We start from the raw sequence: 26,722 nt of genomic DNA, 5'->3' as shown, positions 1-26,722 counted from the left end.
ACGAGCTACGAGCGGGGTTACCTGTGGCACAGGAAGTGCTGACCGACCTGAACAAGGTCCGCAACATCGGCATCATGGCGCACATCGATGCCGGCAAGACCACCACCACCGAGCGCATCCTCTTCTACACCGGTGTCAACTACAAGATCGGTGAGACGCACGACGGTGCCTCGACCACCGACTGGATGGAGCAGGAGAAGGAGCGTGGTATCACCATCACCTCCGCTGCTGTGACCTGTTTCTGGAACAAGAACCAGATCAACATCATCGACACCCCCGGCCACGTCGACTTCACGGTCGAGGTCGAGCGGTCGCTGCGCGTCCTCGACGGCGCAGTCGCCGTGTTCGACGGCAAGGAGGGCGTCGAGCCCCAGTCCGAGCAGGTCTGGCGCCAGGCTGCCAAGTACGACGTTCCGCGCATCTGCTTCGTCAACAAGATGGACAAGATGGGCGCGGACTTCTACTTCACCGTGCAGACGATCATCGATCGCCTGGGCGCGAAGCCGCTGGTCCTCCAGCTCCCCATCGGTGCCGAGGATGCCTTCGACGGCGTCGTCGACCTCGTCGAGATGAAGGCGCTCACCTGGCGTGGCACCACCGACATCGGCACCGAGGCCACGGTCGAGGAGATCCCGGCCGACCTCGCCGACAAGGCTGCCGAGTACCGCGAGAAGCTGCTCGAGACGGTCGCCGAGTCCGACGAAGAGCTCATGGAGAAGTACTTCGGCGGCGAGGAACTCACCGTCGCCGAGATCAAGGCGGCCATCCGCAAGATGACCGTCAACTCCGAGCTCTACCCGGTGCTGTGCGGCTCCGCCTTCAAGAACAAGGGCATCCAGCCCATGCTCGACGCGGTCATCGACTACCTGCCGAACCCGCTCGACATCGGCGACGTCATCGGCCACCAGGTCGGTAACGAAGAAGAGGAACTGCGTCGTAAGCCTTCGAAGGAGGAGCCCTTCTCGGCTCTCGCCTTCAAGATCGCTGCGCACCCCTTCTTCGGCAAGCTGACCTTCGTCCGCGTGTACTCCGGCCGGATCGACTCGGGCACCCAGGTGCTCAACTCGACCAAGGGCAAGAAGGAGCGCGTCGGCAAGCTGTTCCAGATGCACGCCAACAAGGAGAACCCGGTCGACGAGGCAGTCGCGGGCCACATCTACGCGATGATCGGCCTGAAGGACACCACGACCGGCGACACCCTGTGCGCGCAGGACGCCCCGATCGTCCTCGAGTCGATGACCTTCCCGGACCCGGTCATCCAGGTTTCCATCGAGCCGAAGTCGAAGGCCGACCAGGAGAAGCTGTCGACGGCCATCCAGAAGCTCGCCGAAGAGGACCCGACCTTCTCGGTCGAGCTCGACGACGAGACCGGCCAGACCGTCATCGGCGGTATGGGCGAGCTCCACCTCGACATCCTCGTCGACCGCATGAAGCGCGAGTTCAAGGTCGAGGCCAACGTCGGCAAGCCGCAGGTCGCGTACCGCGAGACGATCACCAAGCCGGTCGAGAAGCTCGAGTTCACGCACAAGAAGCAGACCGGTGGCTCGGGCCAGTTCGCAAAGGTCATCATCGGCCTCTCGCCGTTCGTCGGCGAGGACGGCGCGACCTACGAGTTCGAGAACAAGGTCACCGGCGGTCGCATCCCGCGCGAGTACATCCCGTCGGTCGACGCGGGTGCTCAGGACGCCATGCAGTACGGCGTGCTCGCCGGCTACCCGCTGGTGAACCTGAAGGTCACCCTCATCGACGGTGCGTACCACGACGTCGACTCGTCCGAAATGGCGTTCAAGATCGCCGGCTCGCAGGCACTGAAGGAAGCGGCCCGCAAGGCCGCCCCGGTGATCCTCGAGCCCCTCATGGCGGTCGAGGTCACCACGCCCGAGGACTACATGGGTGAAGTGATCGGCGACCTGAACTCCCGCCGTGGCCAGATCCAGGCCATGGAGGAACGCAGTGGTGCCCGTGTCGTGAAGGCGCTGGTTCCGCTCTCGGAGATGTTCGGTTACATCGGCGATCTGCGGTCGAAGACCCAGGGTCGTGCGAACTTCTCCATGGTGTTCGATTCCTACGCAGAGGTTCCCTCGAACGTCGCGAAGGAAATCATCGCCAAGGCGACCGGCGAGTAGCCTCCGGGTTATCCCTCGGTCACCTGCACGACCAAGTAATACAAACCGCACTGCTGCATACAGCAAGCAACAACAGTCCAGGAGGACATCCAGTGGCGAAGGCGAAGTTCGAGCGGACCAAGCCGCACGTGAACATCGGCACCATCGGTCACGTCGACCACGGCAAGACCACCACCACGGCTGCGATCACCAAGGTGCTTGCCGACAAGTTCCCCGACCTGAACGAGAGCTTCGCTTTCGATCAGATCGACAAGGCACCTGAGGAGAAGGCTCGTGGTATCACGATCAACATCTCCCACGTCGAGTACCAGACCGACAAGCGCCACTACGCGCACGTCGACGCCCCGGGTCACGCGGACTACATCAAGAACATGATCACCGGTGCCGCCCAGATGGACGGCGCGATCCTGGTCGTGGCCGCCACCGACGGCCCGATGCCCCAGACGCGTGAGCACGTGCTGCTCGCCCGCCAGGTCGGCGTTCCCTACATCCTCGTCGCCCTGAACAAGGCCGACATGGTCGACGACGAGGAAATCCTCGAGCTCGTCGAGATGGAGGTGCGCGAGCTCCTCGCTTCGCAGGAGTTCGACGAGAACGCTCCGGTCGTCCCGATCTCCGCTCTCAAGGCTCTCGAGGGTGACGAGAAGTGGGTCCAGTCGATCGTCGACCTCATGCAGGCCGTCGACGACTCCATCCCGGACCCGGTCCGTGAGACCGACAAGCCGTTCCTCATGCCCGTCGAGGACGTCTTCACCATCACGGGTCGTGGCACCGTCGTCACCGGCCGTATCGAGCGTGGCGTGATCAACGTCAACGAAGAGGTCGAGATCGTCGGCATCCGCCCCGAGTCGACCAAGACCACGGTCACCGGCATCGAGATGTTCCGCAAGCTGCTCGACCAGGGCCAGGCCGGCGACAACGTCGGTCTCCTCGTCCGCGGCATCAAGCGCGAGGACGTCGAGCGTGGCCAGGTCGTCGTCAAGCCGGGCACCACGACTCCCCACACGGAGTTCGAGGGCCAGGCCTACATCCTCAACAAGGAGGAGGGCGGCCGCCACACGCCGTTCTTCAACAACTACCGCCCGCAGTTCTACTTCCGTACCACGGACGTGACGGGCGTTGTGACCCTCCCCGAGGGCACCGAGATGGTCATGCCCGGTGACAACACCGAGATGTCCGTCAAGCTGATCCAGCCGGTCGCCATGGACGAGGGCCTCCGCTTCGCGATCCGCGAGGGTGGCCGCACCGTCGGCGCCGGTCGCGTCACGAAGATCATCAAGTAGGCACCGCCTACGGGATCATCAAGTGAGCTAGTCCTCACTGACGCTCGAACGGCGTCCACCCTCCGGGGTGGGCGCCGTTCGGCGTTTCGGGATCACCGGCGATCAGCCGACGATCTCCTTCAGCTGGTTCGCCACGGGGGTCACCGGTTCCTCCCCGTCGGCCGTCGGGATGTCGCTGTTCACGGCGGCGACGACCACGGCCCGGCGTTCGGGCAGATATCCCACGTAGGTGTTGAAACCGGGGAGCTCGCCCGTGTGGCCGAGCCAGCCGTTCTCGATGCCGAGCCCGAGGCCGTAGGCGCGGGTGTCGGTCGCACCGGGGACGTCGAACAGGAACGAATCGAGACGGAGCTGCTGCATCTCGGGGGAGAGGATGCCCTTGCCCGTCCCGAGGGCCGTGCCCCACAGCTCGAGATCGTCGACGGTGGAGATCACCGCGCCGGCCGACCATCCCCACGACGGGTTCCATCCGGTCGCATCGGCCGTCTGCCCGTCCGGCTGTCCCTGTTCGGTGATCCCGTACAGGTGCGGTGACGCGATGGCCGCGTCGGTGGGCATGACGGTGTCGGCCATGCCCAGGGGTTCGAAGACGTTCGCCCGGAAGTACTCGTGCAGGCTCTGCCCGGAGACCTGCTCGACGACCAGCCCGAGCGCGATCGTGTTGGTGTTGGAGTACTCGAACCGCTCCCCGGGAGCGAAGTTCGGTGCGTCACCGCGCACGTAGTCGAGGAGTTCGTCCGGGGTCCACGGTGCCTCCGGATCGTCGAAGAGTTGCTGCTGGAATTCCTCGTCGAAGGTGTAGCTGGAGATACCGCTCACCATCGAGGCCAGCTGACCCAGGGTGGCGACGTCGCCGTTCGGCAGGCCCGGCACATAGCGGCCGATCGGATCCTCCAGCGACAGGCGGTCGTCCTCCGCCAGTTGCAGTAGAGCGGTGATCGTCATCGTCTTCGTGATGCTGCCGATGCGGGTGTGGTCGTCCGGGCCGGGTTCCTCCGATCGATCCGCACCGATCGTTCCGGACGAACCGGTCCACTCGTATTCCGGGGTGACCACGCGCGCAACGACTCCCGGGAATCCGACGTCCTCGCGGACGCGGTCGAGCACGTCCTGGAATTCGTCGGCGGGCGCCGCGCCGGTAGCGGTCGCATCGGTCGCTGTTGCTTCGGACGTTGCGGCGGGCGGTGATTCGCCCGAGGTGTCGTTGCCGCAGGCGGCCACGACGGTGAGGATCACGGCGGACAACACGATCGGTAGTCGACGCACGGCACTCTCCCCGGTCGAGACGACGGTGTGAGAACGACAGTGATCAGTATGTGCCGTTCGGCAGGACGTCGGGTCTGTTTTCGGCCCGAAGCGAATCCAGCGTCGTGTATCAGGCGCTCTCGATCGCGGCGAGGAGCATCCGCGCCGTCACCGCGATCATCCGGGTCCGATCGGATCTCCGGGGCCGCAGGAGGGCGATCCGCGAGCACAGGCTCGCCGTCGCTCCCATCACGATGAACACGAGATCGTCGAGCGCTGCGTCGTCGAGATCGGGTCGCAGCCGCGCCGGGATGATGCGTCCGAGCGGCCGCAGCGGACCTTCGACCTCGGCCCACGCGAGCCCGAACTCGATCTCCTCGGAGGTGTACGACACCCGGAGCACCGCGGCGTGTTTCTCGAAGGCGGCGGTGAGGCTCTCCACCACCGTCACCATGGCCTCCTCCGGCTCCTGGTCCATCGCCCGCCCGATGGCGGTGGACAGCGAGGTGGTGATCGCGTGGACGGCGGTCATGCGGAGTTCGTCGAGCACGGCGTCGACGTCGGGGAAGTACCGGTAGACCGTCCCGATGCTCACGTGGGCGTGCTCGGCGAGTGCCGTGGTGCTGATCCGCGCGGTGGGGCTACGCTCGAGCAACTCGTACGCAGAGGTGAGAAGCAACTTGCGAGTGTCGTGACTCCGCTGCTGCACAGGACGTTTCCGAGGGGTTCTGCCTGCGGTTCTGTTGCCGCGCGGGGAGCTCATGAAAAGTGAATAGTAAGTGAGGATTCCTCGTGTTTCCATGGATGTATGGAGCGACGTATCCCACGTGATCTCGTCAACGCCGACCTTGTGGTGCGCCGATACGCAGATCTCGGCGAGCGCTGGCTCGACGGCATGTGGCAGGCCGACCCGCCGGCCGACGCCGTGGTGAACGACGACTTCGGTCCGAACTCCGCGACCGACGCCGTGCGCGTCGCACTCGCCGACGGTGTCGACGCGGTCCCCGGGGCACCCGACTCCCTGCGAGAGCTGTTCGCCTTCCTCGACGACGAACCCGCCTGGGTCGACCACGACCGCATCGACAACGCCGCCGACGCGCTCGTGCGGCACACGCCGATCCTCGGCATGGTGCTCGGTGCCGCCTCGCTGCTGCGCGGTGCCGGAAACTTCATCGCCGGAAAGCCTCTCGCGCTGACGGGCCGCTACGTGAGTCAGCCGGCCGTGCGGTCGGTCGAGGTCGGGGAGTGGTTACGGCACGTCCTCACGCGCGGCGGAATGCGCCGCGACGGAGGCGGATTCGCGTTCACGGTGCGGGTGCGCCTGATCCACGCCCACGTGCGCAAGGGCATCCTCGCGAGCGGGGTGTGGGACGAGGACGCCTGGGGAGTGCCGATCCCGCAGTCGTACATGGCGCTGACGATGGCCGAGTTCGGGCACATCGCGGTCGAGGCGATGCAGATCCTCGGGGTGCGCTTCACCGATCGCGAACTCGACGACATCTACCACCTGTGGCGATATGTCGGGCACGTGATCGGGATGGGCGAGGAACTGGGCCTGCGCACCGAACGCGACCACATCGCGGTCGAGGACCTGTACCGGCTCACCTCGCCCGGCCCGAGCGACGAGGACCGGGAGTTCGTCACCGCGCTGACCGAGCAGTATCTCGTCCCGGAGCTGGCGAACCTGCTGCCGGGCACCGCACCGATCCGGACGACGGTCGCCCGCACGGTGATGCACTCGCTGCAGCGGGTGTTCATCGGTGACGCCGACGCCGACGCCCTGCACATCCCCGACAGCCCGCTCAAGCACGTCCTCGGACGCGTCGGGCCGCTGCTCGCGCTCGTCAACCGCGTCCAGGAACTCCGCTATCCGGACCTCGAACGCACCACACAGCGGGCGTACAAGGTGCGCGACGTCGCGATGGACCGGATGCGCGTGGACTACCGCGTCGAGCACGACCTCGTGGACGCGGCCCGAAGCTGAGCCGCCCCTGGGCGGGGTGGGCTCAGTGGACGTCCACGGCGGGGTCGAGATGCACCAGGACCTGCGTCGCCACGTGCGCCCCACCGAGCGCCCGCGCGACCCGCTGGGCGGCATCCTCCGCGGCTTCCGTCAGCTCGGTGACGTCGATGGTCGGGTCGGCGTGCACCACCACCGAGAGCGTCGGCAGGTGGCGTTCGACGACCGCGCGTCCGCGCACGACCCGCACGCCCGGCAGGGCGGCGAGTTCGGCTGCCACACCGTCGGCGACGGGACCGAGTTCGACACCGAGGGTGGCGTCGGTGACCTGGTCGTAGAGCTGCACGGTCGACGTGCGCCGGCGCGACAGGTTGACGGCGAGCAACGCGATGCCGAGCACGAGTCCGCCCGCGAAGACCGACCACAGGGCCGGTGTCCACCACGACTGGTCCGGGACGTCGGTCACGCGGGGACGGTCGAGACGCGAGAGTTGCTCTCGGGCTAGGGGAACCTGCCACACCCACGCCAGGGCGAACGCGCCGGCACCGGCGAGGGCGAGGCCCGCCAGGAAGGTGACGAGCCGATTCGCCAGCACGGTACGGAGTTTCACCGCGCCACCTCCACCACGAGTTCGACGGGGTCGGCGAGCGCCGCGAGGTTCGGGGCGACCGCGCCGCGCACGGACGCGGTGATCTCGTCGACCGGTGTCTCGTCCTCGATCGAGATGCGCACCACGGCACGGCGACGGTCGACGACCGTGCGGGCCGTGCGCACGCCGGTGAGCGCGGACGCGTGGGCGCTGCACATGCGTGCGACGTCCGTGCGCCGCATCCACACCGTGGGCACCGGCCCCGCGACCTGCAGCGGCACATGCGTCCGGCGGCGGGGTTTGAGGGCGACGACGATCAGGACGATCCCGAGGACGAGACAGACGCCCGCGACGGGGGCGAGCCAGGTGTGCCAGTGCAGGCGGCCGAACCACTCGAAGGAGTTGCGCAGCCACGGGGCACCGCCGTACGTCCCGTTGACGATGAGCAGTTCCCGCGCGGCGACGAACGACAGGGCGAGCGCCGCGATCGCCACGATCGCGGCGGCGGGTGCGGCCGCGGGCGGCGCCAGCGGCGGCAGGGGAGCGACGGTGGGGATGTCGGGATGCGGAGTGGTCCGCGCCGCGACGATGTCGGATTCCAGGTACTCGACGGGTGGCTGCGCCTCGTCGGTCTCGCCGTCCTCGACGAGCGCGGTCGCGACGATGAGCACGTTGAGTTCGCTGATGCGCATGCCCGTCAGGTCGTGCAGCTGGCGTTCGACCGCGTCGTGGACCCGGCGGGTGAGCATCGCCGCGTCGTACGGCCATTCGGCGGCGATGTAGAGATTCACCGCGACGGCCTTCGCGCCGGTGGTGACGTCGGCCCGGGGCAGGTCGCGGCCGGTGAGACGCAGGATGCCACCTCCGCTGTGCCGCACCACACCGGGAACGCCGAGCGCGGCGGCCGCGGCGATGCGTTCGATCGCACGGTCCTTGACGACGAGGTTGCCGCGTTCGCCCGGGGGAACGACCCCGGTCCCGGTGTCGTCGGATGTCCCGACGTCGGACGCGGTGGGATCAGCCACGGCCCCGACTCCTCAGCAGGGCGCCGAGGTCGAGGTGGCCGTCGCGGTGGGCGCCGATCGCGGCACCGAGCGCGCCGAGCAGCACGGCGAACAGCAGACCGCTGAACCCGCCGATGATGCCGGCGAGGGCCAGGAGCAGCCCCGCGAGGAGTCCGACGACGGTGTTGCTGACGGGTGTGTGGTTCACGATGGGGCTCCTTCTCGTTCACCGGCGTGGACGTCTTCGATGGTCACCTGGACGGGCACGTCCACCAGCGGGGACACCCGGACGCGGACGGCGTCGGCGACGGCCGGGAGATCGGCGGGGATCCGCACGACGATGTGCACCGCGCACAGCTGATCGGTCAGCCGCACACCTTCGACCCGTCGGCCGGGCAGATAGGTGGCGACCTCCCCGAATGCGCCGCGGTGCAGACCCACGACGCCGGGAACGGACAGCGCGGCGTCCGCGACCAGGTCGGCCGCGTTCGCCTGCGCTGCGGATCCGGGGTTCACTGCACGCGGGGTTTGGCGTCGTCGGTGAGGGCCGCGGCCTCTTCGTGGAGCATGACGTCGAAGACCGTGATGTTGACCTCGGTGACCTCGAGTCCCGTCATGCGCTCGACCGCAGCGATGACGTTGTGCCGGATGGCGACGGCGAGTTCGTGCAGCGCGACGCCGTATTCGGCGACGATGCCGATGTCGATCGCGGCCTGACGTTCACCGACCTCGACGGCGACACCCTGTCCGTGGTTGATGCGCGCACCGGGGATGCGGTCGCGCAGTGCGCCCACGACGCGGGCGGTGCCGGCGCCCACCTCGATGACGCCGCTGATCTCGCGGGTCGCGAGCCCCGCGATCTTGGCCACCACCGCGTCCGCGATGATCGTGCGGCCCTGCGGATCGGCGGGTCCGGAGGAGGTTCCGGCGCCGAACTGTATGCGGCTGATACCTGCGCCGCTGTCGCTGGTCATGAGGGGCTCCCAGGTAGGTGTACCGGTCGTGTTCCGTGCTCGATCCTGTGCTGGATCCCATTGTCCTCACGGTGCCTCGAACTCTAACGGCCGACGTAGGTCTGTCGCCCGTCGTCGCCGTTTGGTAAGAACGTGGGACGCAGGGTGGGATGCATCACTACCGCGCGGCACGCGCATGCGTGTCACAGACGAAGCGAAGGATGGGCCGAGGGTGTCGAACGAGCGGGAGACCGAGAGTACGCCGGAGCGCGTCGTCGTCGTGGGCGCCGGCCTGGCGGCGGTGCGTACCGCCGAAGAGCTGCGCCGGGCCGGATACGAGGGCGAACTCGTGCTCGTCGGCGACGAGACGCACCTGCCCTACGACCGCCCGCCGCTGTCGAAGGAGGTCCTGCGCGGCGACCGCGACGACACGACCCTCCGTCCCAGCGAGTTCTTCGGCGAGAACCGCATCGAGCTGATGCTCGGTGCCGCGGCTCGCTCGGTCGACACCGCGTCACGCACCCTCACCCTCACCGACGGCACCGAACTCGGCTACGACGAACTCGTGGTCGCCACAGGGCTGCGGCCCCGCCGCATCCCCGGTCTGCCCGATCTGGCGGGGGTCCACGTCCTGCGGTCGCTCGAGGACAGCCGCGCCCTGCGCGAGGCGATCGTTCCGGGTGCCCGCGCGCTGGTCGTCGGTGCCGGGTTCATCGGGTGCGAGGTCGCGGCGAGCCTGCGGGCGCGTGAGGTGGAGGTCGTGCTGGTCGAACCGCAGCCCACCCCGCTCGCGTCGGTGCTCGGTGCCGAGGTCGGTGCTCTCGTCACGCGGCTGCACACCGCCGAGGGCGTCGACGTGCGTGCCGGAGTCGGTCTGTCGGAGATCCGCGGCGACGGGCGTGTCACCTCCGCCGTCCTCGGCGACGGCAGCGAGATCGACGTCGACCTCGTGGTGCTGGGCATCGGTTCGATCCCGGCCACCGAGTGGCTCGAGGGATCGGGTGTCGAGGTCGAGAACGGTGTCGTGTGCGACGGCACGGGCCGCACCTCCACCCCGCACGTGTGGGCGGTCGGCGACGTCGCGTCCTGGCAGGTACCGGCCGGTGGGCGCAGGCGCATCGAGCACTGGACGAACGCCGGCGAGCAGGCATCCGTCCTGGCGAAGACCATCATGGGCGTCGAGGCCGGGGCCGCCGCGCAGGTGCCCTACTTCTGGAGCGACCAGTACGACATCAAGATCCAGGGCCTCGGTGCGGTCACCGCCGACGACACGGTGCACGTCGTGCGCGACGACGGCCGCAAGTTCCTCGCGTACTACGAGCGCGACGGCAGGCTCGTCGGCGCTGTGGGCGGCGGCCTGCCCGCGCTGGTCATGAAGTCGCGCGCGAAGATCGCCGCGGGCGCCCCGATCGACGAGCTGCTCGCAGCGGCGGTCTAGGGGAGTGGGCTGCGCGCCGGAACGACCGCAATCGGGCCGGCCGCGCGCGACCCGCTAGATTCGTAGGGTGATCGTTGCGCTCATCGACTCGGGTCTCGGGCTGTTGCCGACGTCCGCGTGGCTGCGACGGTTGCGTCCCGATCTCGACCTCATGTTGTCGACGGATCCCGACGGCGCCCCGTGGGGCCCGAAGTCTCCGGACTGGGTGATCGACCGGGTCGTCACCACCGCCCGTCGCGCCGTCGATCGCGGCGCCGAGGTGGTCGTGCTCCCGTGCAACACCGCATCGGTGACCGCCCTCGAACACGTCCGGGCCGATCTCGGTCCGTCGGTGCCCGTGGTGGGCACGGTCCCCGCGGTCAAGCCCGCGGCCGCCGCGTGCGATTCGGTGGCGATCTGGGCCACCGCGGCGACCACCGCGAGCAGGTACCAGGCGAATCTGATCGAACAGTTCGCGAACGGGTCCGAGGTCGTCGGCGTGGCGTGTCACGGACTTGCCGACGCCATCGATGCGGGTGATCGGGTGGCCGTCGCCGCAGCGGTCGCCTCCGCGGCCGAGCGCACCCCTCGGGACGTCCAGGGTGTGGTTCTCGGCTGCACCCACTACCCGCTGGTCGCCGACACCATCACCGAACACCTGCCGGCCGGGGTGCGCCTGTTCGACAGCGCGGAGGCCGTCGCACGGCAGACGCTGCGCCGGATCGATGCGCTCGGGCGACCCGCCTCGGGTTCGGGCCGTGTCGAGGTCTTCCGCAGCGGTGTGCCCGGAGAGTTGCCGCCGGCAGCGACGGTCTTCGCCGCCGGTCGCGCCCTGCTCGCGGCGCCCGGCGACATGCGGGACGAGGACGTCGAGGACGCCACCTCCCTCTGAGTGTCCGAGCCGCCCCGGTGGGCGGCCGGAGGAATACTTCGCTGAGCGAAGTATGTTGGTGAAGGGGTGTTCACCGATCCGCGCGGGGGCGCATCGTTCGTCTCCGCGCGGAACACGCCGTTCGTGTCCGCGTGGAACACGCCGTTCGTTTCCCGCGTGGAACGCGCCGATCACCTTATGGAGGTTCGATGACTGCTCCCGTACAGCCCCGCGGCCGCATCCGCTCGTTCGGTTTCGCCGTGGTCGGCCTGGGAGCGTTCACCCTCACCGCGTCGTCGTCGGCACCGTCACCGCTGTATCCCGTCTACCAGCAGATGTGGGGATTCTCCGCGGCGATGCTCACGGTGGTGTTCGCGGTCTACGTGCTCGCACTGCTCGCGGCGCTCGTGACGGTGGGGTCGCTGTCCGACCACGTCGGGCGCAGACCCGTGATCGTGACGGCCCTGCTGCTGCTCGCGGCGAGCATGGTGGTGTTCATCGCCTCCCCGGGCGTGGGGTGGCTGATTCTCGCGCGGATCCTGCAGGGTCTCGCGGTGGGCGCGGCGACGAGCGCGCTGGCCGCCGCCGTGATCGAGATGCAGCCGAACAGACACATCGGCCCGCTGATCAACACCGCGGCGCCGTCGCTCGGCCTCGCGCTCGGCGCGGCGGGAGCGGGCGTGCTCGTGCAGTTCGCGCCGTTCCCGACGGTCCTGAGCTATGCGGTCGTCGGCGTTCTCGCCGTCGTGCTGGCGATTGCGCTGATCTTCGTGCCCGAGACGTCGCCGTCGGTGGGTTTCCCGTCGCGACGCGACGCCCTGCGGAGCCTGGTGCCGAGCGCGTCGGTGCCCCGTGAGGTCCGGGGCCGCTATCTGCTCATCCTGCCCAGCCTGATGTCGGCGTGGGCGCTCGGCGGGCTGTACATGTCGCTGGGACCGTCGATCGTCGACTCGGTGTTCGGTATCGACAACCGTCTCGCTGCGGGCCTGGCGATCGGCACCCTCTTCACGGCGGGCACCGTCGCGGCGACCACCACGGCCCGCCGCGACCCGCATCGCATCGTGGTCCTCGGGGCCGTGCTGCTCGCGACGGGACTGGCCGCGGTGATCACCGCGCTCCTCACGGGATGGGTCGCGGTGTACTACGCGGGTACCGCCGTCGCCGGTTTCGGCTGGGGCTCGACCTTCGTCGCGGCCATGGGCGTCGTCGGCTCGCTCGGCCGACCCCATGAGCGCGGCCGGATCTTCGCGACGACCTTCGTCGTCTGCTACTTCGCGTTCTCGGTGCCCGCGATGGCCGCCGGGGTGGCGGCCGGATCGTTCGGCCTGATGTCCACCGCCGTCGGCTACGGCGTGGTCGTGGCCGTGCTGGCGCTCGTGGCCGGGGTCGGCGTGCTCGTGCGCAAGCCGAAGCCCGACTCCGCCGGGATGCGGGAAGTGCCCGTCCCCGCACGTTCGTAGGGGCCGGGCACTTCCGCAGAGGGAGCGGGCAGCGGGGCGTGACCCCGCCGGTTCAGAACTCGATCTTGAGGTGGTCGGTCACCGGCCGGGCCTGGCAACCGAGGATGTAGCCAGCCTCGATGTCCTCGGGGTCGAGCACGTCGCAGTTCTCCATCTCGACCTTGCCCTCGAGCACGGTGCACGCGCACGACCCGCATTCGCCCTCCTGGCACGAATACGGCACGTCGATGCCCTTCGCGAGCATGATGTCGACGAGGGTCTGCTTGCGCGGCCACGACAGCTTGTGGACCTCGCCGTCGAGCTCGACCTCGACGGTCGCGGCGTCGGCGGCGTCCTCGTCGCTGACCTCGACCGGCGCCTGGTCGGCGAACGGGTCGCCCGACAGTGAGTTGAAGACCTCGGCGTGCACGCGGGCGCGGGGCATGCCCACGGTGTTCAGGGCCTGGTGGACCGTGTCCATGAACGGTCCGGGGCCGCACATGAACGCCTCGTACGACTCGTAGGGCGCTGCGATCGCCGCGAGCTGGTCGGCCGTGGGCAGACCCTGCACGGACTCGAGCCAGTGCACGACGGTCAGGCGCGTCGGGTACTTCTCCGCGAGCGCCCGCAGCTCCTCGGCGAAGATGACGGACTTCTCGTCGCGGTTGGCGTAGACCAGCACCACCTTGCCGCCGCCCTGGGTGAGCGCGGACTTGAGGATCGAGATCACCGGGGTGATGCCGCTGCCGGCGCCGAACAGCAGGAAGTCGTGGTCGAGCGACTTCGGGGTGAAGACGCCCGCGGGAGGCAGCACCTCGAGGGTCTGTCCGGTCGCGATGTTGTCGCACAGCCAGTTGGATCCGTAGCCGTCGGAGGTGCGCTTGACGGTGACCTTGGGGGCGTCGTCGGTGAACGGCGAGCTCGCGAGCGAGTAGCAGCGGGCCACCGAGCCCGTCCGGTCGCTCGGGATGCGCAGGGTGAGGAACTGGCCGGGCCGGTAGGCGAATTTGTCGCGCAGCTCGTCCGGGACGGCGAACACGATCGACCGCGTGTCGGCGGTCTCCTCGACGACGGCGGACACGGTGAGGATCACCGAGCGTGAGCCGTGGGGCACCTCGACAGTCGTCATGGGTGGGTCTCGTCCTCTCCTGCAAAGATGGCCGCGCACGACCGAATCTAGAACGTGTTCTAATTCAGGTTACCAGCGCGCATGGGATGAGGAAAACGGTACCGGCACTGCTCGGGCGGGTGCGGAGCCCACCCGGTCAGCGGGAGGTCCCCTACCCGAACGGGCGGTGCCCCCGCAGCGACCGGACGGTTTCGGCCGCTGTGTCTTTCACGCCTCGCGACTCTGGTCGATGGTGAATCGCGGATGAGGTCCACATCACACTCCCGATCCGGTACACCCCCTCTGCGAGGAGATACACCATGGCAATCGAGCTCAATCAGATCTGGGACTTCCCGATCAAGGAATTCCATCCCTTCCCCCGCGCGCTGATGGGCGTCGGTGCCCACGACATCCTCGGCGTCGAGGCGAAGAACCTCGGTTTCAAGCGCGCCCTGCTGATGACCACCGGCCTGCGCGGATCGGGGATCATCGAGGAGCTCATCGGCAAGATCGAGTACCAGGGCGTCGAGGTCGTCCTCTACGACAAGGTCGAGTCCAACCCCAAGGACTACAACGTCATGGAGGCCGCGGCGCTCTACCAGAAGGAGAAGTGCGACTCGATCATCTCCGTCGGCGGCGGATCGAGCCACGACGCCGCCAAGGGCGCGCGCGTCGTGATCGCCCACGACGGCCGCAACATCAACGAGTTCGAAGGCTTCGCGAAGTCCACCAACAAGGAGAACCCGCCGCACATCGCCGTCTCCACGACCGCCGGCACCGGCTCCGAGACGTCCTGGGCGTACGTCATCACCGACACCTCCGACATGGACCACCCGCACAAGTGGGTCGGCTTCGACGAGGCCACGATCGTCACCCTCGCGATCGACGACCCGCTGCTCTACTACAGCTGCCCCCAGCACTTCACCGCCTACTGCGGCTTCGACGTCCTCGCCCACGGCTCCGAGCCGTACGTCTCCCGGCTGGACTTCGCGCCGTCGCTGGGCAACGCGCTCTACTCGATCGAGCTGGTCGCGAAGAACCTGCGCGAGGCCGTCTTCGAGCCGCGCAACCTCAAGGCCCGCGAAGGCATGATGAACGCCCAGTACATCGCCGCGCAGGCCTTCAACTCCGGCGGCCTGGGCATCGTGCACTCCATCTCGCACGCAGTCTCCGCCTTCTTCGACAGCCACCACGGCCTCAACAACGCGATCGCGCTGCCCCGCGTGTGGGAGTACAACCTGCCCTCCCGTTACGAGCAGTACGCCCGCATCGCCACCGCGATGGGCGTGGACACCCGCAACATGACCACCGTCCAGGCCGCCGACGCGGCGGTCGAAGCGGCGATCCGTCTCGCGAAGGACGTCGGCATCCCCGACAACTTCGGTCAGGTGCGCACCGACTCGTACGAGAAGAACCAGATGAACACCAAGAAGTACGCGGGTCGCGGAGACACGATCCGCGGCGACGAGAAGACCGTCCGGGCGATCTCCGAGCACATCCAGGACGACTGGTGCACCCCGGGCAATCCCCGCGAGGTCACGGTCGACTCGATGATCCCGGTCGTCGACCACTGCATCAACCGGTCCTACTGAGAACCCGCGCTCCCGGGGCGTCCCCTGCGCCCCGGGAGCGCCCTGCTCCGCTGCGACCACGCCAGACAAGGAGACCCCGGATGACCCCGTTCGCCTCGGGCGCCGAGTTGAAGGATGCGCTGCGCCGGCACGACTACATCGCCGACGACGAGTTCGCGACCGTCGTGCACCTCGCCACCGCACTCGAGCGGCCCCTGCTGCTCGAAGGCCCCGCCGGGGTCGGCAAGACCGAACTGGCCAAGGCGCTCGCCGCGGTCGGCGGCCGGAAACTGGTGCGGCTGCAGTGTTATGAAGGGCTCGACGACAGCCGCGCCCTGTACGAGTGGGACTACGCCAAACAGTTGCTGCACGTGCAGATGCTGCGCGACCGCATCGGCGAACTGCTCGCCGGTCACGCCGACCTCGCGGACGCGTCGAAGTTCCTCGCGCAGCAGGACTTCGGCCTGTACTCGGAGACCTTCCTGTCGGTCCGTCCGCTGCTCGAGGCCGTGCTCTCGGAGGAGCCGGTGGTCCTGCTCGTCGACGAGGTGGATCGCACCGAGGAGTCCATGGAGGCACTGTTGCTCGAGGTGCTCGCCGAACGGCAGGTGACGATCCCCGAGGTCGGCACGTTCACGGCACGGTCCACACCGTGGGTGATCCTGACCTCCAACGACACTCGCGAGTTGTCGCCCGCCCTCAAGCGTCGCTGCCTGCACTACCACGTCGGATACCCGACACCCGAACGTGAACGCGAGATCGTCACCGCCCGGGTGCCGGATGTGCGCCCGGGAACGGCCCACCAGATCGTCGATCTGTCCCGGACCCTGCGCGATCTGCCGCTGCGCAAGAGCCCCTCGATCTCGGAGGTCATCGACGCCGCGCGCGCAGCGACGGTGATGGGACACGACGCCGACGACCCGGATTCGCTGGGCGGCATGCGCGACGTGCTGTTGGCGACCCTGCTCAAGTACACCGGCGACGTCGACCTCGCGAAGACGCGGCTCGGCGGTGCGGCACCGGCAACCGCGACGTCCGAACCGGATATGTCCGAAGCGATTGCGGCCGAACCTGTTCCGTCGCACGAACGTGTGACGGTCGCATCACGCCCGGCGAACACCACGACCTCCGTCTTCCGGGGACGCGGTGGTGGCGGTCGCGATGCCGCGGGCAGCGGACTGCGGGGGTGACCCCGCGATGTACGCATCCCGAGTGGGGCGGGTGTCCACACCCCGGGCGACACGGGTGACCGCGCTCGACGAGCGTCGCCCCCGCTACGTGCTCGACGTGGTGGCGGCGGTGTTCGGCATGCTCCTGCGACGCCACGGTGTCGCGGCGTCACCGGCCGAGAGCATCGAGGTGCGCCGGGTGCTCGACCGGGTCCCCGTCCGCGAGCGGGATTCACTGCGCTCGTGCTTGCGGGCGGTGTGCGCCAAGTACCCGCACGAGAGGGCCGGCTTCGAGCGCGCCTTCGACGAGTTGTTCGGTGCGGTCGACGCCGCCGTCGCCGCGAGCGGCGGCGGTCCCGCCCGCGCGCAGTTCGCGGAGTCACTGCCGGCAGCGCTCGAGATCGGCGACGACCCGAGTGTCGCGCGCTACGCCGAGTACAACGAACGCGCAGCCGAGGTCGGCGACCACTTCGACACCCCGGAGGCCCGCAAGGGATTCAACCCGCACAAGGACGACGACGATGTGTCGATGACATCGTCCGACGCCGATCTGTCGGTGGACACGGGTGCGGACTCGGGCCGTCGCGGCGTCACCTACACCGTCGACGTCGAGAATGCCGCGACCACGACGGTGGGTGATCTGTCCGGTGAACCCGGGGCCGCGGTCGTCGGATCGTTGTCGTGGGACGACCCGGCGTCGATCCTCGCGTGGCTCGACGCCTACGACCCGCACCGCACGTACGGGGAAGAGGTCCTCGACGAACCTCTCTCCGCCTCGCAACTCGCGCGACTCGTGGACGCGGTCGAGGCATTCGTGGCATCGCTCGCCGCCGCGGTGCCGGGGACCGAAGGCGTCGAGGCACCCGAATCGCACGACACCGCCGGTATCGACCGTGCCGAGATCGAGCTCGCATGCCACGAGGTGCTGCGCCGCATGCGCGGACCGGTCCGGCCCCATCCGCGTGAGCGGACCCGCGGACGGCTCGACATGCGCAGGACCGCCCGAGCGGGGATGCGGACCGACGGCGTGCCCTTCCGGCTCGTCGTCCGCGCGCCCCGCCCCGACCGGGTGCGGCTGCTCGTCCTCGCCGACGTCTCGTTGTCGGTCCGTCCGATCACCGCGTTCACGCTCCGGCTCGCCCAGGCGATGCACGGGCGGGCGCACCGATGCCGGGTGGTCGCCTTCGTCGATCGTCCGGTGGACGTGACGACGCAGTTGCTCGCTGCCGGCGGTGACGGTGCTCTGGCCGCCGTACTCGCCCATCCCGCAGTCGATCTCGAAGCGAGCAGCGACTACGGCCGGATGTTCGACGAACTGCTCACCGAGCACTCCGGATCGATCGACGGCCGGACGTCGGTGCTGGTGGTGGGGGACGGGCGCTGCAACGGTCTTCCCCCGCGCACCGATCGGCTCGAGGAACTCCGTCGCCGCGTGCACCGCCTCGCGTGGATCACGCCCGAGCCCGAGCGGTACTGGACGCAGGCAACCTGCGCGATGCCCGACTACGCCGAGGTGTGCGACGAGGTGGTCGTCGCCCGCGACGGCGCGCAACTGCTCGCGCGCGCCGCCGAACTCGGCCACGCCCTGCGGTGAGCGGCGCTCACCGTGTCGCGGACCCGGCCAGCAGCTCCTCGAGTCGTTCGAAGCCCTCGGTCAGGCCGGTCTCCATACCCGATTCCGCCATGCCGTCGCGGGCCTCCTGGCTCGGGTACACGGAATGGCCGACCAGCTTGCAGCGGCCGTTCCCGAGGTCGACGAAGGTGAGCGTCTCGAGGCTCACCACATCCGGGAATCCGAGATATTCGAAGGTCTGGACGATGAGCTCGTTCTCGCGCACGGTGTGGAAGACACCCGCGAAGCGGTAGCTGCCGCCGTCGTCGGAGTGTTCGTAGCGGTACGAACCACCGGTGCGGAGGTCGTACTCCTCGATCTTCATCTCCATGCCGCGCGGGCCGAGCCACTGCGCGACGAGATCGGGGTCCTTGTGGGCACGGAAGACGTCCTCGAGGGGGAAATCGAACTCCCGCTCGTAGTCGATGAAGGGGACGCCCTCGGGGATCGAGAGGGTGACTGCGTTGCTGGTCATGATGGTCCTCCGGAGACCGGGGTGCGCTGTGCACACTGTGAGGATCGGGGTGGGCTACACACCCCGTGGACGATCGGGGGCCGCTTCCCGGGCCAGCACGGCGTCGAGATCGCGGAACTGCTGCTCCTTCACCAACCGGTAGCGGTCGATCCAGGAGGTCAGCATCTCCAGCCGTGCAGGGTTCAGATGGACGGGCCGGCGCTGGGCGTCGCGCGTGCGCGTGACGAGACCGGCGTGTTCGAGCACCCGAATGTGTTTCGAGATCGCCTGCGTGGTGATCTCGAAGGGTTCCGCGAGTTCGGTGACCGTGGCCGGGCCCCGGCTGAGCCGGGCGACGATGCAGCGGCGGACCGGATCGGCCAGTGCGGTGAACGCCAGGTCGAGTGCGGTGTCGTCCGTCTCGTCGTCGTACACGATCGCCTCCGCTTTGTGAACCTTCCGGTTTATCAACCATCCGGTTGAATAAAGGATGCTCCCCGGGGGACGGCCGCGTCAAGGGGTCCGGCGCACGGACGCGAGCCGATCGCGGTCGAATTCCCTACGGCCACTCACGCGCCCGGTTACGGTCGGGGAATGGTCCTGCCCTCGAGAGTCCGGTCCGGTGTCCGCGCGGCCTTCGCCGCGACCGTCTCGATCACCCTCCTCGGCGCGTGTACGTCCGCGTCCGGTGATACGGAATCCGACGGTGCCGCCGATGTGCAGGAGACCGCGGCGGCCGCGACCTGCACCGCCGAACCGAACGGCACCCCGATCACCGACACGCAGCCGACGGAGACCGGGGATCGCGACATCTCCACGAACCCCGAGATCGCGACCGGTTACCGCGCCGGCATGACAGCGGTGACCACCTCCTCCTTCGCCGTGTCGACGGCCAATCCCGTCTCCACCGAAGCAGCGTGTGAGGTCCTGCGCGACGGCGGGACCGCAGCCGACGCACTTGTCGCGGCCCAGATGGTTCTCGGCCTCGTCGAGCCCCAGTCCTCGGGTATCGGCGGTGGAGCGTTCCTGGTCTACTACGACGCCGCGTCCGGTGAGGTGACGGCATACGACGGCCGCGAGACGGCACCGATGTCCGCGACCGAGAACTACCTGCGCTGGATCAGCGACACCGATCGCACCGAACCCCGCCCCGACACGCGTGCGAGCGGCCGGTCGATCGGCGTGCCCGGCGTCGTGCGGATGCTCGAAACCGTCCACGCGGAACACGGGAACGCCGCCTGGGGCGAGTTGTTCCGCCCCGCCATCGATCTCGCCGACCAGGGCATCGTGATCAGCGACCGCCTGGCGCAGTCGATCGCCGATTCCGCCGAACAGCTCGCCGTCGACGACGAGGCGCGCGCCTACTTCCTGCAGGCCGACGGCTCACCCAAGGCCGCGGGTGAGACCCTCACGAATCCCGCCATGGCCAAGACGCTCTCGGCGATCGCCACCGACGGCGCGAATGCCTTCTACACCGGTGACATCGCGGCCGGCATCGTCGAGTCCACCGGCACCGATTTCGGCGGCCGTACACCCGGAACGATGAGCCTCGAGGATCTCGCCGTCTACCAGGCGAAGGAACGGCAACCACTGTGCACCCCCTACCGCGAGTACGAGATCTGCGGCATGCCCAATCCGTCCTCCGGTGGCATGGCGGTCGCGGCGACGCTCGGCATCCTCGAGAACTTCGACCTCGCGTCACTGCCGCCGGGTGATGTCGACGCCGACGGCGGCGTCCCCGACGCGGACGCGGTGCACCTGATCTCCGAGGCCGAACGACTCGCCTACGCCGATCGCGACAAGTACGTCGCCGACGCCGATTTCGTCCCCCTGCCGGGCGGCTCACTGGAGACCCTGGTGGACCCGAACTACCTGTCCGAACGCGCAGGGTTGATCGATCTCGGCAAGAGCATGGGCGAGGCGCAGCCCGGCGACTTCGGTCCGGTCCCGCTCGGTATGCCGCCGCAGAGCCCCGAGCACGGCACCAGCCACATCTCGGTCGCGGACAGCTACGGCAACGTCGCGTCCATGACGACCACGATCGAGTCGGCCTTCGGCTCGTTCCACATGACCGACGGCTTCCTGCTCAACAACCAGCTCACGGATTTCTCGGCAGAGCCGGTCGACGAGGAGGGACTGCCCGTCGCCAACCGCGTCGAACCCGGCAAGCGGCCGCGCAGCTCGATGGCCCCGACGCTCGTCTTCGAACGCACACCCGACGGTGGTCGCGGCGACATCAGGATGGTGGTCGGGTCGCCGGGCGGTTCGGTGATCATCCAGTTCGTCGTCAAGACGCTCGTGAACACCCTCGACTGGGGCCTCGACCCGCAGCAGGCCGTCTCGGCCGTGTCGTTCGGCGCCGCGAACACCCCCGTCACCGGGGTCGGCGGCGAACATCCGGCGATCGACGGTGCCGACGACGGAGCGAACGATCCGCTCGTGCAGCAGCTCCGCGACATGGGCCACGAGGTGTCCGTCGCCCCGCAGTCCAGTGGATTGAGCGCGCTGCTGCGTCAGGGGCAGGGATGGGTCGGTGGCGCCGACCCCCGCCGCGAGGGCGCCGTGATGGGCGATACCGGCGGGCAGTGACGTATCGGCGCAGAACTGTCGACGTATCGGTGCAGGACTGTCGATGTATCGGTGCACGCCGTAGGGGGAGATCCGCCGCGCGCCGACCCGCTTCGGTGACCTACCCTGTCGGATAGGTGCCGACCTCGCCATCGGTCCGGTGCGTCCCGTGCCCGCTCCGCCCGACAACCCGTGCACCGTAAGCTGGATCACACAGGTGCGCGGATCGTGCGGATCGTCAGGAGTGAACAGTGGCCGTCGTCATGCCGGGACACCAGAACACGACCCATCCCCGTGCTTCCGCGACCCCTCGGGACGACCACCACGCTTCGGGGCCGGCCCTGGTCAAGTTCCACGCCCCCGAGATCGTCTTCGGGGAAGGCTCGCTCGTCGAAGCGGCCCACGCCGCCGTCCGGCTCGGCGGTGTCCGCCCCATGCTCGTCACCGATCCGGGGCTTATCGAGGCCGGTTGGGTCGACGAACTCCTCGGATACCTGCGTGACCAGGGTGTCGAAGCCACGGTGTGGGCCGGGCTCACCCCCAATCCGAAGGACCACGAGGTCGCCGCCGGTCACGAGCTGTACCGATCGCGGGGCTGCGACGTCCTCGTCGCCCTGGGCGGTGGCTCGGTGATCGACGCCGCGAAGGGCGTCGCGATCCTCGCCGCGAACGGCGGCAACATCCTCGACTACGAGGGCGTCGACCGCGCGCCGCTTCCCATTCCGCCGATGGTCATGGTGCCGTCGACGTCCGGGACAGGAGCCGACGTCTCCCAGTTCTGCGTGGTCACCGACACCGCTCGTGGCAGCAAGATCACCATCATCGGGCGGTCGCTCGTCCCCGACCTCACGGTGATCGATCCGCGACTGCTCACCACCATGCCCGCCGACCTCAACGCCGCCACCGGACTCGACGCTCTCACCCACGGCATCGAGGCGTTCGTCTCCCGTGCCCACAACCCCCTCACCGACCATCACGCACTGCGGGCGGTCGGCATGGTCACCGGCACACTCGTACGCACGATCGACGACCCGACCTACATGCCCGCTCGCGCCACCATGGCCCAGGCGAGCCTCGAGGCCGGACTCGCGTTCACCAACGCGATTCTCGGCGCCGCCCACGCGATGAGCCATCAGGTCGGCGGGCTGCTGGATCTGCCGCACGGGGTCATCAACGGCGTGCTGTTGCCGCACGTCATCCGGTTCAACGGCGCCGATAATCCCGAGCCGTTCGTCCAGGTCGCGGCGACCCTCGGTCTGGAGGAGGCGCGCGGTGCCGCGCCCGAGGCCGTCGAGGCCGTCGCGGCGCGCATCGACGCTCTCGCCCGGCAGGTGGGTGTGCCGCGCGGACTGCGCCAACTCGGTGTGCGGGAGGAAGACCTGCCGCGACTCGCGGAGGGGTCCCTGCGCGACGCGTGCATGTCGACGAATCCGCGCACCGCGACCCGCGAGCAGATGATCGAGTTGTTCCGGACGGCGATGTGAGTGCTCCCGACCTGTCGGCACTGACCGGACTCCGCTCCGGGAAGTCGACCTTCTATCCGCAATATCGCGGCGCCGCCGAGCGACTCGAACGCGTCGTCCACGCACTCGAGCTGATCTCCCGGGCGCTGGTGCGCACGGTCGAAGGGCCGGAGACGCTCATCTGCGCCGTTGCCGAGGCCGCCCGCGCGCACCTGAGTGCGACGTGGGTGGCCTTCGCTCTCGCCGACGGTGTCCTGCCCGATGCCGGACCGCGCAGGCTCGTGCTCGGCCCCGACGCGACCCCCTTCCTCGTCGACAACGTCGAGGGGCCGCCCCTGCCCGACGAGGTCGTGGCCCTGCTCGACGCGGTGCGCACCGGTGCCGTCGAGCGACGCGAGCTGGTCGAGAACCACCACGCGTTCGTGCCCATCGTCCTCGACGGGGGAGTCGCCGGTGCCATCGCCGCGTGGACACCGGAGCACCGAGCCCTCGACACGACCGACCGCGCCGTTCTGTCGATCCTCGCAAGCCAGACCGCGGTGGCGCTGCAGAACTCCGCTCTTTACCAGCGCGGGCAGCTCCTGCTCGAACGCGCCGAACAGGCCTACCGCGAAGCGAACCGCGCCGCCGCCGACCTGCAGGCACGCAACGAGGAACTCGAAGCGACCCTGAAGAAACTCGCCGTCACGCAGCGGCAGCTGGGCGTCGCCCACCGCAACCAGGCGCTCGACGAGGAACGCCACCGCATTGCACGCGAACTCCACGACAGCGTCACACAGGCCGTGCTCTCGGCGGGCATGCAGATCGAGGTGTGCCGCAGCGACATCCCCGACACCGAACGCAGCGAACGACTCGATCTTGCCAAGGAACTCACCCGCGGCGCCGTCGAGCAGTTGCGGTCGGCGATCTACGCGCTGAACCGGCCGTCCGATTCCGAACGGATGTCGTTGCCGGAGATGCTCGAACAGCTCAGCGTGGCTCACATGCCGGGCGAACTCGAGGTCAGGACGAGGATGGGCGGCACGCCGGTCGAGCTGAGCGGCGAGGCCGAGCACGCCCTGCTCAGGATCGCCGGCGAAGCGCTGTTCAACGCGGCGGTGCACGCCAACGCGAGTCGCGTGGTGCTGCGGCTCAGTTACGGACGCGACGCGGTCCTGCTGTCGGTGGCCGACGACGGTGACGGCGACCCGGCGCGTCTACGGGTGATGTTGCGACTCGCCGCCAACGACCTCGACGGGAGCCATCGCGGTCTCGCGAACATGCAGGCCCGCGCCCGCGAACTCGGCGGCACGCTCGAGGTGCGTCGTTCGCGACTCGGCGGTGTGCGGATAGCGGCCCGGATTCCGTTGCAGGACAATGCTGTAGCTCAACAGGTGGGAGAACCGTCATGACCGTCACGCCGCCGCAGGCGACCCCGCGGGCGCGGCCCGGCACGGTGCGCATCGCACTCGTCGACGACCACGCGATCCTCCGCCAGGGACTCCGCTCGATCCTCGACCGCGAGCCGGATCTCGAAGTGGTGGGGGAGGCTTCGACGGACGCGGAGGCGCTCGCACTCGTCGACCGCATGCGCCCCGACATCGTGCTGCTCGACCTCAAGCTCTCGGCCGGATCGGACTTCGAGGGACTGGGATTGTGCGGTCGGTTGTCCTCGGCGCATCCGGGTATCGGCCTGCTCGTCCTCACCACCTTCCTCGACGAACAGCTCGTCGTGCGGGCCGTGCACGCCGGCGCGCGCGGCTACGTCGTCAAGGACGTCGACACCACCGAGTTGGTGCGCGCCATCCGGGCGGTTTCCCGCGGCGAGAGCGCCTTCGACTCGCGCAGTGCCGCGGCGGTCGTGCGTTCGCTCAACGGGCAGGGTGCGCCGGCCGAACAGTTGACCGGCCGCGAACTCGAGGTGCTGAAGCTTCTCGCCGCCGGCATGTCGAACGTGAAGATCGGTGAGCAGCTGTTCATCTCGGCCACCACCGTGAAGTTCCACGTCAGCAACATCATGCGCAAACTCGGGGTGAGCCGCCGCGCCGAGGCGGTCTACGCCGCCAGCAAGCAGGGCCTGATCTGACATCCGGTCCTTCCGCCACTCAGCTCTGCGCGGAGAGCCTGCTGCTGTAGGCCGCACCCCAGTCGTCGAGCCACGCGACGGCCGGCTCGAGGGTTCGGCCGAGTTCGGTCAGTTCGTACTCCACCCGTGGCGGTACCTCGGCGAAGACCGTGCGCGACACGATCCCGTCGGCCTCCAGTTCGCGGAGCTGCCGGGTGAGCACCCGCGCGCTGACGGGACCGACACGCCGGCCCAGCTCGCCGAACCGACATGGCCCGTCGATCAGGTTCTTGACGATCGTGAGCTTCCACGCGCCCCCGAGGACCGCCACGGCGATCTCCACCGGGCACACCTGCATCGCCGTCTCCACGGCCTTCCGTGTCATCGGAACCCCCGTGTCATCGAACTTTCCTCGGTCATCAGGAATCCCTGGTCATCGCCGATCGTTACCTCCCGGTCCGTATGTGATCGCAAAGTGCGTACTTCCCATATCGTTCCCGTCCCCAGACTATGGAGACATGGCCGAGAAGAACAGTGCAGAAAAGGACAGTGTCGAGAAGGGCAGCGTTGAGAAGGGCAGCGTTCTGTGGGTGCACGCCCACCCGGACGACGCCTCACTGGGGCACGCCCTCGTCCGCTCGGGGGCGGCACGACTACGCGAGTCGGGCACGCACGTCGCGATCTCGGATCTCTACGCGATGAACTGGAATCCGGTGCTCTCCGACGCCGACTTCGGTACGGCGCCGGGGAGCACGTTGTCGGAGCGGCAGAAGAACGCCACAGCCACCGGGCTCCTCGCCGACGACATCCGTCGCGAACAGGACGCGCTGCGCGCCGCCGACCACTTCGTGGTGTCTTTCCCACTGTGGTGGTACGGCATGCCGGCGATCCTGAAGGGATGGTTCGACCGCGTGTTCACCAACGGCTTCGCGTTCGGTGTCCGCGACGAGCGTGGCCGCGTCCGCAAGTACGGCGACGGGGGACTGGCCGGCAGAACGATGCTCGCCGTCGTCACGGCGGGCGATCGGGCCGCAGCGCTCGGACCGCGCGGAATCAGCGGGTCGATCGATCACGTGCTGTGGCCGCTCCTGCACGGTACGGGCTTCTACACCGGAATGCGGGTACTGCGACCGCATCTCGTCGCGAGTGCCGACCGGCTCGACGAGGAGACCTTCCTGCGCGAGGAGCGTCGTCTCCACGATCGTCTCGACGGCTTGTCGTCGGAATCCGCAATTCCGTACAGGCCGCTGCGCGGAGGAGAGTACGACCGCGAGCACGTGCTCGTCGACCACGTCCGCCCGGGCGAGTACGGCCCCGACGTCCACACCGCCTCAGCGCCCGCTCGGAGCAGACGAGTGCAACGGTACGAGTACCGACAGTGCGCCGGTGTACACGATCAGGCGCAGTAGCGGTCCGCCTCCGAGAAGTTGTCGGGTGATCTCCCGGACCCGTCGGCCCTCGTCCTCACCCGGCGGTGCGGCGAGCACGATCGCGGGACCGGACCCGGGCCGGGTCGCGGTGACGAGCAGGCACTCCTCCGAGGCGGTGAGTACCGGAATGTCGTTCTCGCCGTCGGTCTTTCCGATCGTCACGGCGTCGTAGTCGGAGTCGTCCGCGTCGTCGTGGTAGACGAGCAGTCGCACGTCCGGCCGCTCGGGGAGCGGCCGGCAGTCCGTCACCACTCCGGACGAGGACATCTGCCGGTCCGCGGCGCGGCGGGGAAGGACGACGCGGCGGGTCGTCCGGCCGAAGTGGCTCTCGGCGATGTGGTTCATCACGCCACCTCCTTCCGTCCACACCGGGTATTCGTCGCCGGACGGGAAACGGATGGGCGGGCAGGCGGATG

The 26,722-nt window shown here is 68.7% G+C and carries 26 protein-coding genes; 14 read left to right on the top strand and 12 right to left on the bottom strand.

All coding sequences use genetic code 11. From position 1 onward, the window contains the following. The first annotated feature begins 23 nt into the window (after nucleotides 1-23). Entirely contained in the window at nucleotides 24-2,126 is a 2,103-nt protein-coding gene (gene fusA, locus RBB84_RS13655) for an elongation factor G (RefSeq protein ID WP_024101663.1), read from the top strand. A 92-nt stretch (nucleotides 2,127-2,218) separates the two neighbouring features. Further along, entirely contained in the window at nucleotides 2,219-3,409 is a 1,191-nt protein-coding gene (gene tuf / locus RBB84_RS13650) for an elongation factor Tu (protein ID WP_016690893.1), read from the top strand. A gap of 102 nt (nucleotides 3,410-3,511) precedes the next feature. On the opposite strand, the gene RBB84_RS13645 is transcribed toward tuf, so the two are convergent. Both RBB84_RS13645 and RBB84_RS13640 read right to left on the bottom strand, forming a co-directional pair. Continuing rightward, the gene (locus tag RBB84_RS13645) at nucleotides 3,512-4,657 is read right to left on the bottom strand and encodes a serine hydrolase domain-containing protein (protein WP_231911930.1); all 1,146 of its coding nucleotides are present in this window, start codon (nucleotides 4,655-4,657) and stop codon (nucleotides 3,512-3,514) included. Nucleotides 4,658-4,784: 127 nt separating this feature from the next. Continuing rightward, complete coding sequence (locus tag RBB84_RS13640) at nucleotides 4,785-5,363, bottom strand: TetR/AcrR family transcriptional regulator (RefSeq protein WP_033096098.1); 579 nt, start codon at nucleotides 5,361-5,363, stop codon at nucleotides 4,785-4,787. A 99-nt stretch (nucleotides 5,364-5,462) separates the two neighbouring features. On the opposite strand from RBB84_RS13640, the gene RBB84_RS13635 reads away from it, so the two are divergent. Further along, nucleotides 5,463-6,638 carry an oxygenase MpaB family protein gene (locus tag RBB84_RS13635; RefSeq protein WP_033096097.1) on the top strand — a complete coding sequence of 392 codons (1,176 nt, stop codon included), beginning with the start codon at nucleotides 5,463-5,465 and terminating at the stop codon, nucleotides 6,636-6,638. 22 nt (nucleotides 6,639-6,660) lie between these two features. On the opposite strand, the gene RBB84_RS13630 is transcribed toward RBB84_RS13635, so the two are convergent. The 5 genes from RBB84_RS13630 to RBB84_RS13610 are packed head-to-tail and all read right to left on the bottom strand — an operon-like array spanning nucleotide 6,661 to nucleotide 9,181. Further along, nucleotides 6,661-7,224: a hypothetical protein gene (locus tag RBB84_RS13630; RefSeq protein ID WP_033096096.1), complete on the bottom strand. Its 564-nt coding sequence runs from the start codon at nucleotides 7,222-7,224 to the stop codon at nucleotides 6,661-6,663. Then, nucleotides 7,221-8,228 carry a DUF6286 domain-containing Asp23/Gls24 family envelope stress response protein gene (locus tag RBB84_RS13625; RefSeq protein WP_033096095.1) on the bottom strand — a complete coding sequence of 336 codons (1,008 nt, stop codon included), beginning with the start codon at nucleotides 8,226-8,228 and terminating at the stop codon, nucleotides 7,221-7,223. Before RBB84_RS13625 ends, RBB84_RS13630 begins: the two co-directional genes overlap by 4 nt. Then, on the bottom strand, nucleotides 8,221-8,415 hold the full coding sequence (locus tag RBB84_RS13620) for a hypothetical protein (protein WP_006552248.1): 195 nt from the start codon (nucleotides 8,413-8,415) through the stop codon (nucleotides 8,221-8,223). Before RBB84_RS13620 ends, RBB84_RS13625 begins: the two co-directional genes overlap by 8 nt. Then, on the bottom strand, nucleotides 8,412-8,723 hold the full coding sequence (locus RBB84_RS13615; protein WP_006552247.1) for a hypothetical protein: 312 nt from the start codon (nucleotides 8,721-8,723) through the stop codon (nucleotides 8,412-8,414). The genes RBB84_RS13620 and RBB84_RS13615 overlap by 4 nt, the downstream gene beginning before the upstream one ends. Continuing rightward, nucleotides 8,720-9,181 (bottom strand): Asp23/Gls24 family envelope stress response protein, encoded by a 462-nt coding sequence (locus RBB84_RS13610; RefSeq protein WP_026060889.1) that lies wholly within the window; start codon nucleotides 9,179-9,181, stop codon nucleotides 8,720-8,722. Before RBB84_RS13610 ends, RBB84_RS13615 begins: the two co-directional genes overlap by 4 nt. Nucleotides 9,182-9,392: 211 nt before the next feature. Between RBB84_RS13610 and RBB84_RS13605 the strand changes: the two genes are divergently transcribed. From RBB84_RS13605 to RBB84_RS13595, 3 genes are all read left to right on the top strand, one after another. Further along, complete coding sequence (locus RBB84_RS13605) at nucleotides 9,393-10,598, top strand: FAD-dependent oxidoreductase (RefSeq protein WP_033096094.1); 1,206 nt, start codon at nucleotides 9,393-9,395, stop codon at nucleotides 10,596-10,598. Nucleotides 10,599-10,665: 67 nt separating this feature from the next. Beyond that, nucleotides 10,666-11,469, top strand: a complete 804-nt coding sequence (locus RBB84_RS13600) for an aspartate/glutamate racemase family protein (RefSeq protein ID WP_033096093.1) — start codon at nucleotides 10,666-10,668, stop codon at nucleotides 11,467-11,469. A 188-nt stretch (nucleotides 11,470-11,657) separates the two neighbouring features. Continuing rightward, nucleotides 11,658-12,908: an MFS transporter gene (locus RBB84_RS13595; RefSeq protein ID WP_016690903.1), complete on the top strand. Its 1,251-nt coding sequence runs from the start codon at nucleotides 11,658-11,660 to the stop codon at nucleotides 12,906-12,908. 52 nt (nucleotides 12,909-12,960) lie between these two features. Here RBB84_RS13595 and RBB84_RS13590 read toward each other — a convergent pair whose 3' ends face one another. After that, nucleotides 12,961-14,016, bottom strand: coding sequence for a ferredoxin--NADP reductase (locus tag RBB84_RS13590; protein ID WP_016690904.1), 1,056 nt, complete (start codon nucleotides 14,014-14,016; stop codon nucleotides 12,961-12,963). Between the two features lie 299 nt (nucleotides 14,017-14,315). On the opposite strand from RBB84_RS13590, the gene mdo reads away from it, so the two are divergent. From mdo to RBB84_RS13575, 3 genes are all read left to right on the top strand, one after another. After that, a complete protein-coding gene (gene mdo / locus RBB84_RS13585) occupies nucleotides 14,316-15,587 on the top strand; it encodes an NDMA-dependent methanol dehydrogenase (RefSeq protein WP_016690905.1) in 1,272 nt (423 codons plus the stop codon). A gap of 80 nt (nucleotides 15,588-15,667) precedes the next feature. Then, entirely contained in the window at nucleotides 15,668-16,756 is a 1,089-nt protein-coding gene (locus RBB84_RS13580; RefSeq protein WP_016690906.1) for a MoxR family ATPase, read from the top strand. A gap of 118 nt (nucleotides 16,757-16,874) precedes the next feature. Beyond that, nucleotides 16,875-18,329: a VWA domain-containing protein gene (locus RBB84_RS13575; protein WP_231911933.1), complete on the top strand. Its 1,455-nt coding sequence runs from the start codon at nucleotides 16,875-16,877 to the stop codon at nucleotides 18,327-18,329. 7 nt (nucleotides 18,330-18,336) lie between these two features. Here RBB84_RS13575 and RBB84_RS13570 read toward each other — a convergent pair whose 3' ends face one another. Together RBB84_RS13570 and RBB84_RS13565 are read right to left on the bottom strand one after the other, a co-directional pair. Then, nucleotides 18,337-18,822, bottom strand: coding sequence for an SRPBCC family protein (locus RBB84_RS13570; RefSeq protein WP_016690908.1), 486 nt, complete (start codon nucleotides 18,820-18,822; stop codon nucleotides 18,337-18,339). Between the two features lie 54 nt (nucleotides 18,823-18,876). Continuing rightward, entirely contained in the window at nucleotides 18,877-19,236 is a 360-nt protein-coding gene (locus RBB84_RS13565) for a metalloregulator ArsR/SmtB family transcription factor (RefSeq protein WP_016690909.1), read from the bottom strand. 159 nt (nucleotides 19,237-19,395) lie between these two features. On the opposite strand from RBB84_RS13565, the gene ggt reads away from it, so the two are divergent. The 4 genes from ggt (at nucleotide 19,396) to RBB84_RS13545 (ending at nucleotide 24,897) form a co-directional block, all read left to right on the top strand. Beyond that, nucleotides 19,396-21,390 (top strand): gamma-glutamyltransferase, encoded by a 1,995-nt coding sequence (ggt, locus tag RBB84_RS13560; protein WP_033096092.1) that lies wholly within the window; start codon nucleotides 19,396-19,398, stop codon nucleotides 21,388-21,390. 230 nt (nucleotides 21,391-21,620) lie between these two features. After that, nucleotides 21,621-22,853, top strand: a complete 1,233-nt coding sequence (locus RBB84_RS13555; protein WP_016690911.1) for an iron-containing alcohol dehydrogenase — start codon at nucleotides 21,621-21,623, stop codon at nucleotides 22,851-22,853. Continuing rightward, entirely contained in the window at nucleotides 22,850-24,223 is a 1,374-nt protein-coding gene (locus RBB84_RS13550) for a GAF domain-containing sensor histidine kinase (RefSeq protein WP_016690912.1), read from the top strand. The genes RBB84_RS13555 and RBB84_RS13550 overlap by 4 nt, the downstream gene beginning before the upstream one ends. After that, on the top strand, nucleotides 24,220-24,897 hold the full coding sequence (locus RBB84_RS13545; RefSeq protein ID WP_016690913.1) for a response regulator transcription factor: 678 nt from the start codon (nucleotides 24,220-24,222) through the stop codon (nucleotides 24,895-24,897). Before RBB84_RS13550 ends, RBB84_RS13545 begins: the two co-directional genes overlap by 4 nt. 19 nt (nucleotides 24,898-24,916) lie before the next feature. On the opposite strand, the gene RBB84_RS13540 is transcribed toward RBB84_RS13545, so the two are convergent. Then, the gene (locus RBB84_RS13540) at nucleotides 24,917-25,261 is read right to left on the bottom strand and encodes a helix-turn-helix domain-containing protein (protein ID WP_016690914.1); all 345 of its coding nucleotides are present in this window, start codon (nucleotides 25,259-25,261) and stop codon (nucleotides 24,917-24,919) included. A 133-nt stretch (nucleotides 25,262-25,394) separates the two neighbouring features. Between RBB84_RS13540 and RBB84_RS13535 the strand changes: the two genes are divergently transcribed. Next, a complete protein-coding gene (locus RBB84_RS13535; protein WP_016690915.1) occupies nucleotides 25,395-26,285 on the top strand; it encodes an NAD(P)H-dependent oxidoreductase in 891 nt (296 codons plus the stop codon). Here the strand turns inward: RBB84_RS13535 and RBB84_RS13530 are convergent. Continuing rightward, nucleotides 26,208-26,651, bottom strand: a complete 444-nt coding sequence (locus RBB84_RS13530) for a hypothetical protein (protein WP_016690916.1) — start codon at nucleotides 26,649-26,651, stop codon at nucleotides 26,208-26,210. The two genes, RBB84_RS13535 and RBB84_RS13530, sit on opposite strands and share 78 nt — an antisense overlap. Between the last annotated feature and the right edge of the window lie 71 nt (nucleotides 26,652-26,722).

It is taken from the genome of Rhodococcus sp. D-6 (assembly GCF_040256695.1).
Classification (GTDB): Bacteria; Actinomycetota; Actinomycetes; order Mycobacteriales; family Mycobacteriaceae; genus Rhodococcus; species Rhodococcus pyridinivorans.
The sequence above is the reverse complement of the archived record's forward strand: the minus strand, read 5'-3'. Positions and strand labels throughout refer to the sequence as shown.

Bases quoted from the DNA above. Each gene is read 5' to 3' on its own strand.
- mdo (WP_016690905.1), top strand. From the start codon at position 14,316: ATGGCAATCGAGCTCAATCAGATCTGGGACTTCCCGATCAAGGAATTC.
- RBB84_RS13535 (WP_016690915.1), top strand. From the start codon at position 25,395: ATGGCCGAGAAGAACAGTGCAGAAAAGGACAGTGTCGAGAAGGGCAGC.
- ggt (WP_033096092.1), top strand. From the start codon at position 19,396: ATGGTCCTGCCCTCGAGAGTCCGGTCCGGTGTCCGCGCGGCCTTCGCC.
- RBB84_RS13610 (WP_026060889.1), bottom strand. From the start codon at position 9,181: ATGACCAGCGACAGCGGCGCAGGTATCAGCCGCATACAGTTCGGCGCC.
- RBB84_RS13590 (WP_016690904.1), bottom strand. From the start codon at position 14,016: ATGACGACTGTCGAGGTGCCCCACGGCTCACGCTCGGTGATCCTCACC.
- RBB84_RS13595 (WP_016690903.1), top strand. From the start codon at position 11,658: ATGACTGCTCCCGTACAGCCCCGCGGCCGCATCCGCTCGTTCGGTTTC.
- RBB84_RS13540 (WP_016690914.1), bottom strand. From the start codon at position 25,261: ATGACACGGAAGGCCGTGGAGACGGCGATGCAGGTGTGCCCGGTGGAG.
- RBB84_RS13545 (WP_016690913.1), top strand. From the start codon at position 24,220: ATGACCGTCACGCCGCCGCAGGCGACCCCGCGGGCGCGGCCCGGCACG.
- RBB84_RS13530 (WP_016690916.1), bottom strand. From the start codon at position 26,651: ATGAACCACATCGCCGAGAGCCACTTCGGCCGGACGACCCGCCGCGTC.
- RBB84_RS13575 (WP_231911933.1), top strand. From the start codon at position 16,875: ATGCTCCTGCGACGCCACGGTGTCGCGGCGTCACCGGCCGAGAGCATC.
- RBB84_RS13635 (WP_033096097.1), top strand. From the start codon at position 5,463: ATGGAGCGACGTATCCCACGTGATCTCGTCAACGCCGACCTTGTGGTG.
- RBB84_RS13570 (WP_016690908.1), bottom strand. From the start codon at position 18,822: ATGACCAGCAACGCAGTCACCCTCTCGATCCCCGAGGGCGTCCCCTTC.
- RBB84_RS13580 (WP_016690906.1), top strand. From the start codon at position 15,668: ATGACCCCGTTCGCCTCGGGCGCCGAGTTGAAGGATGCGCTGCGCCGG.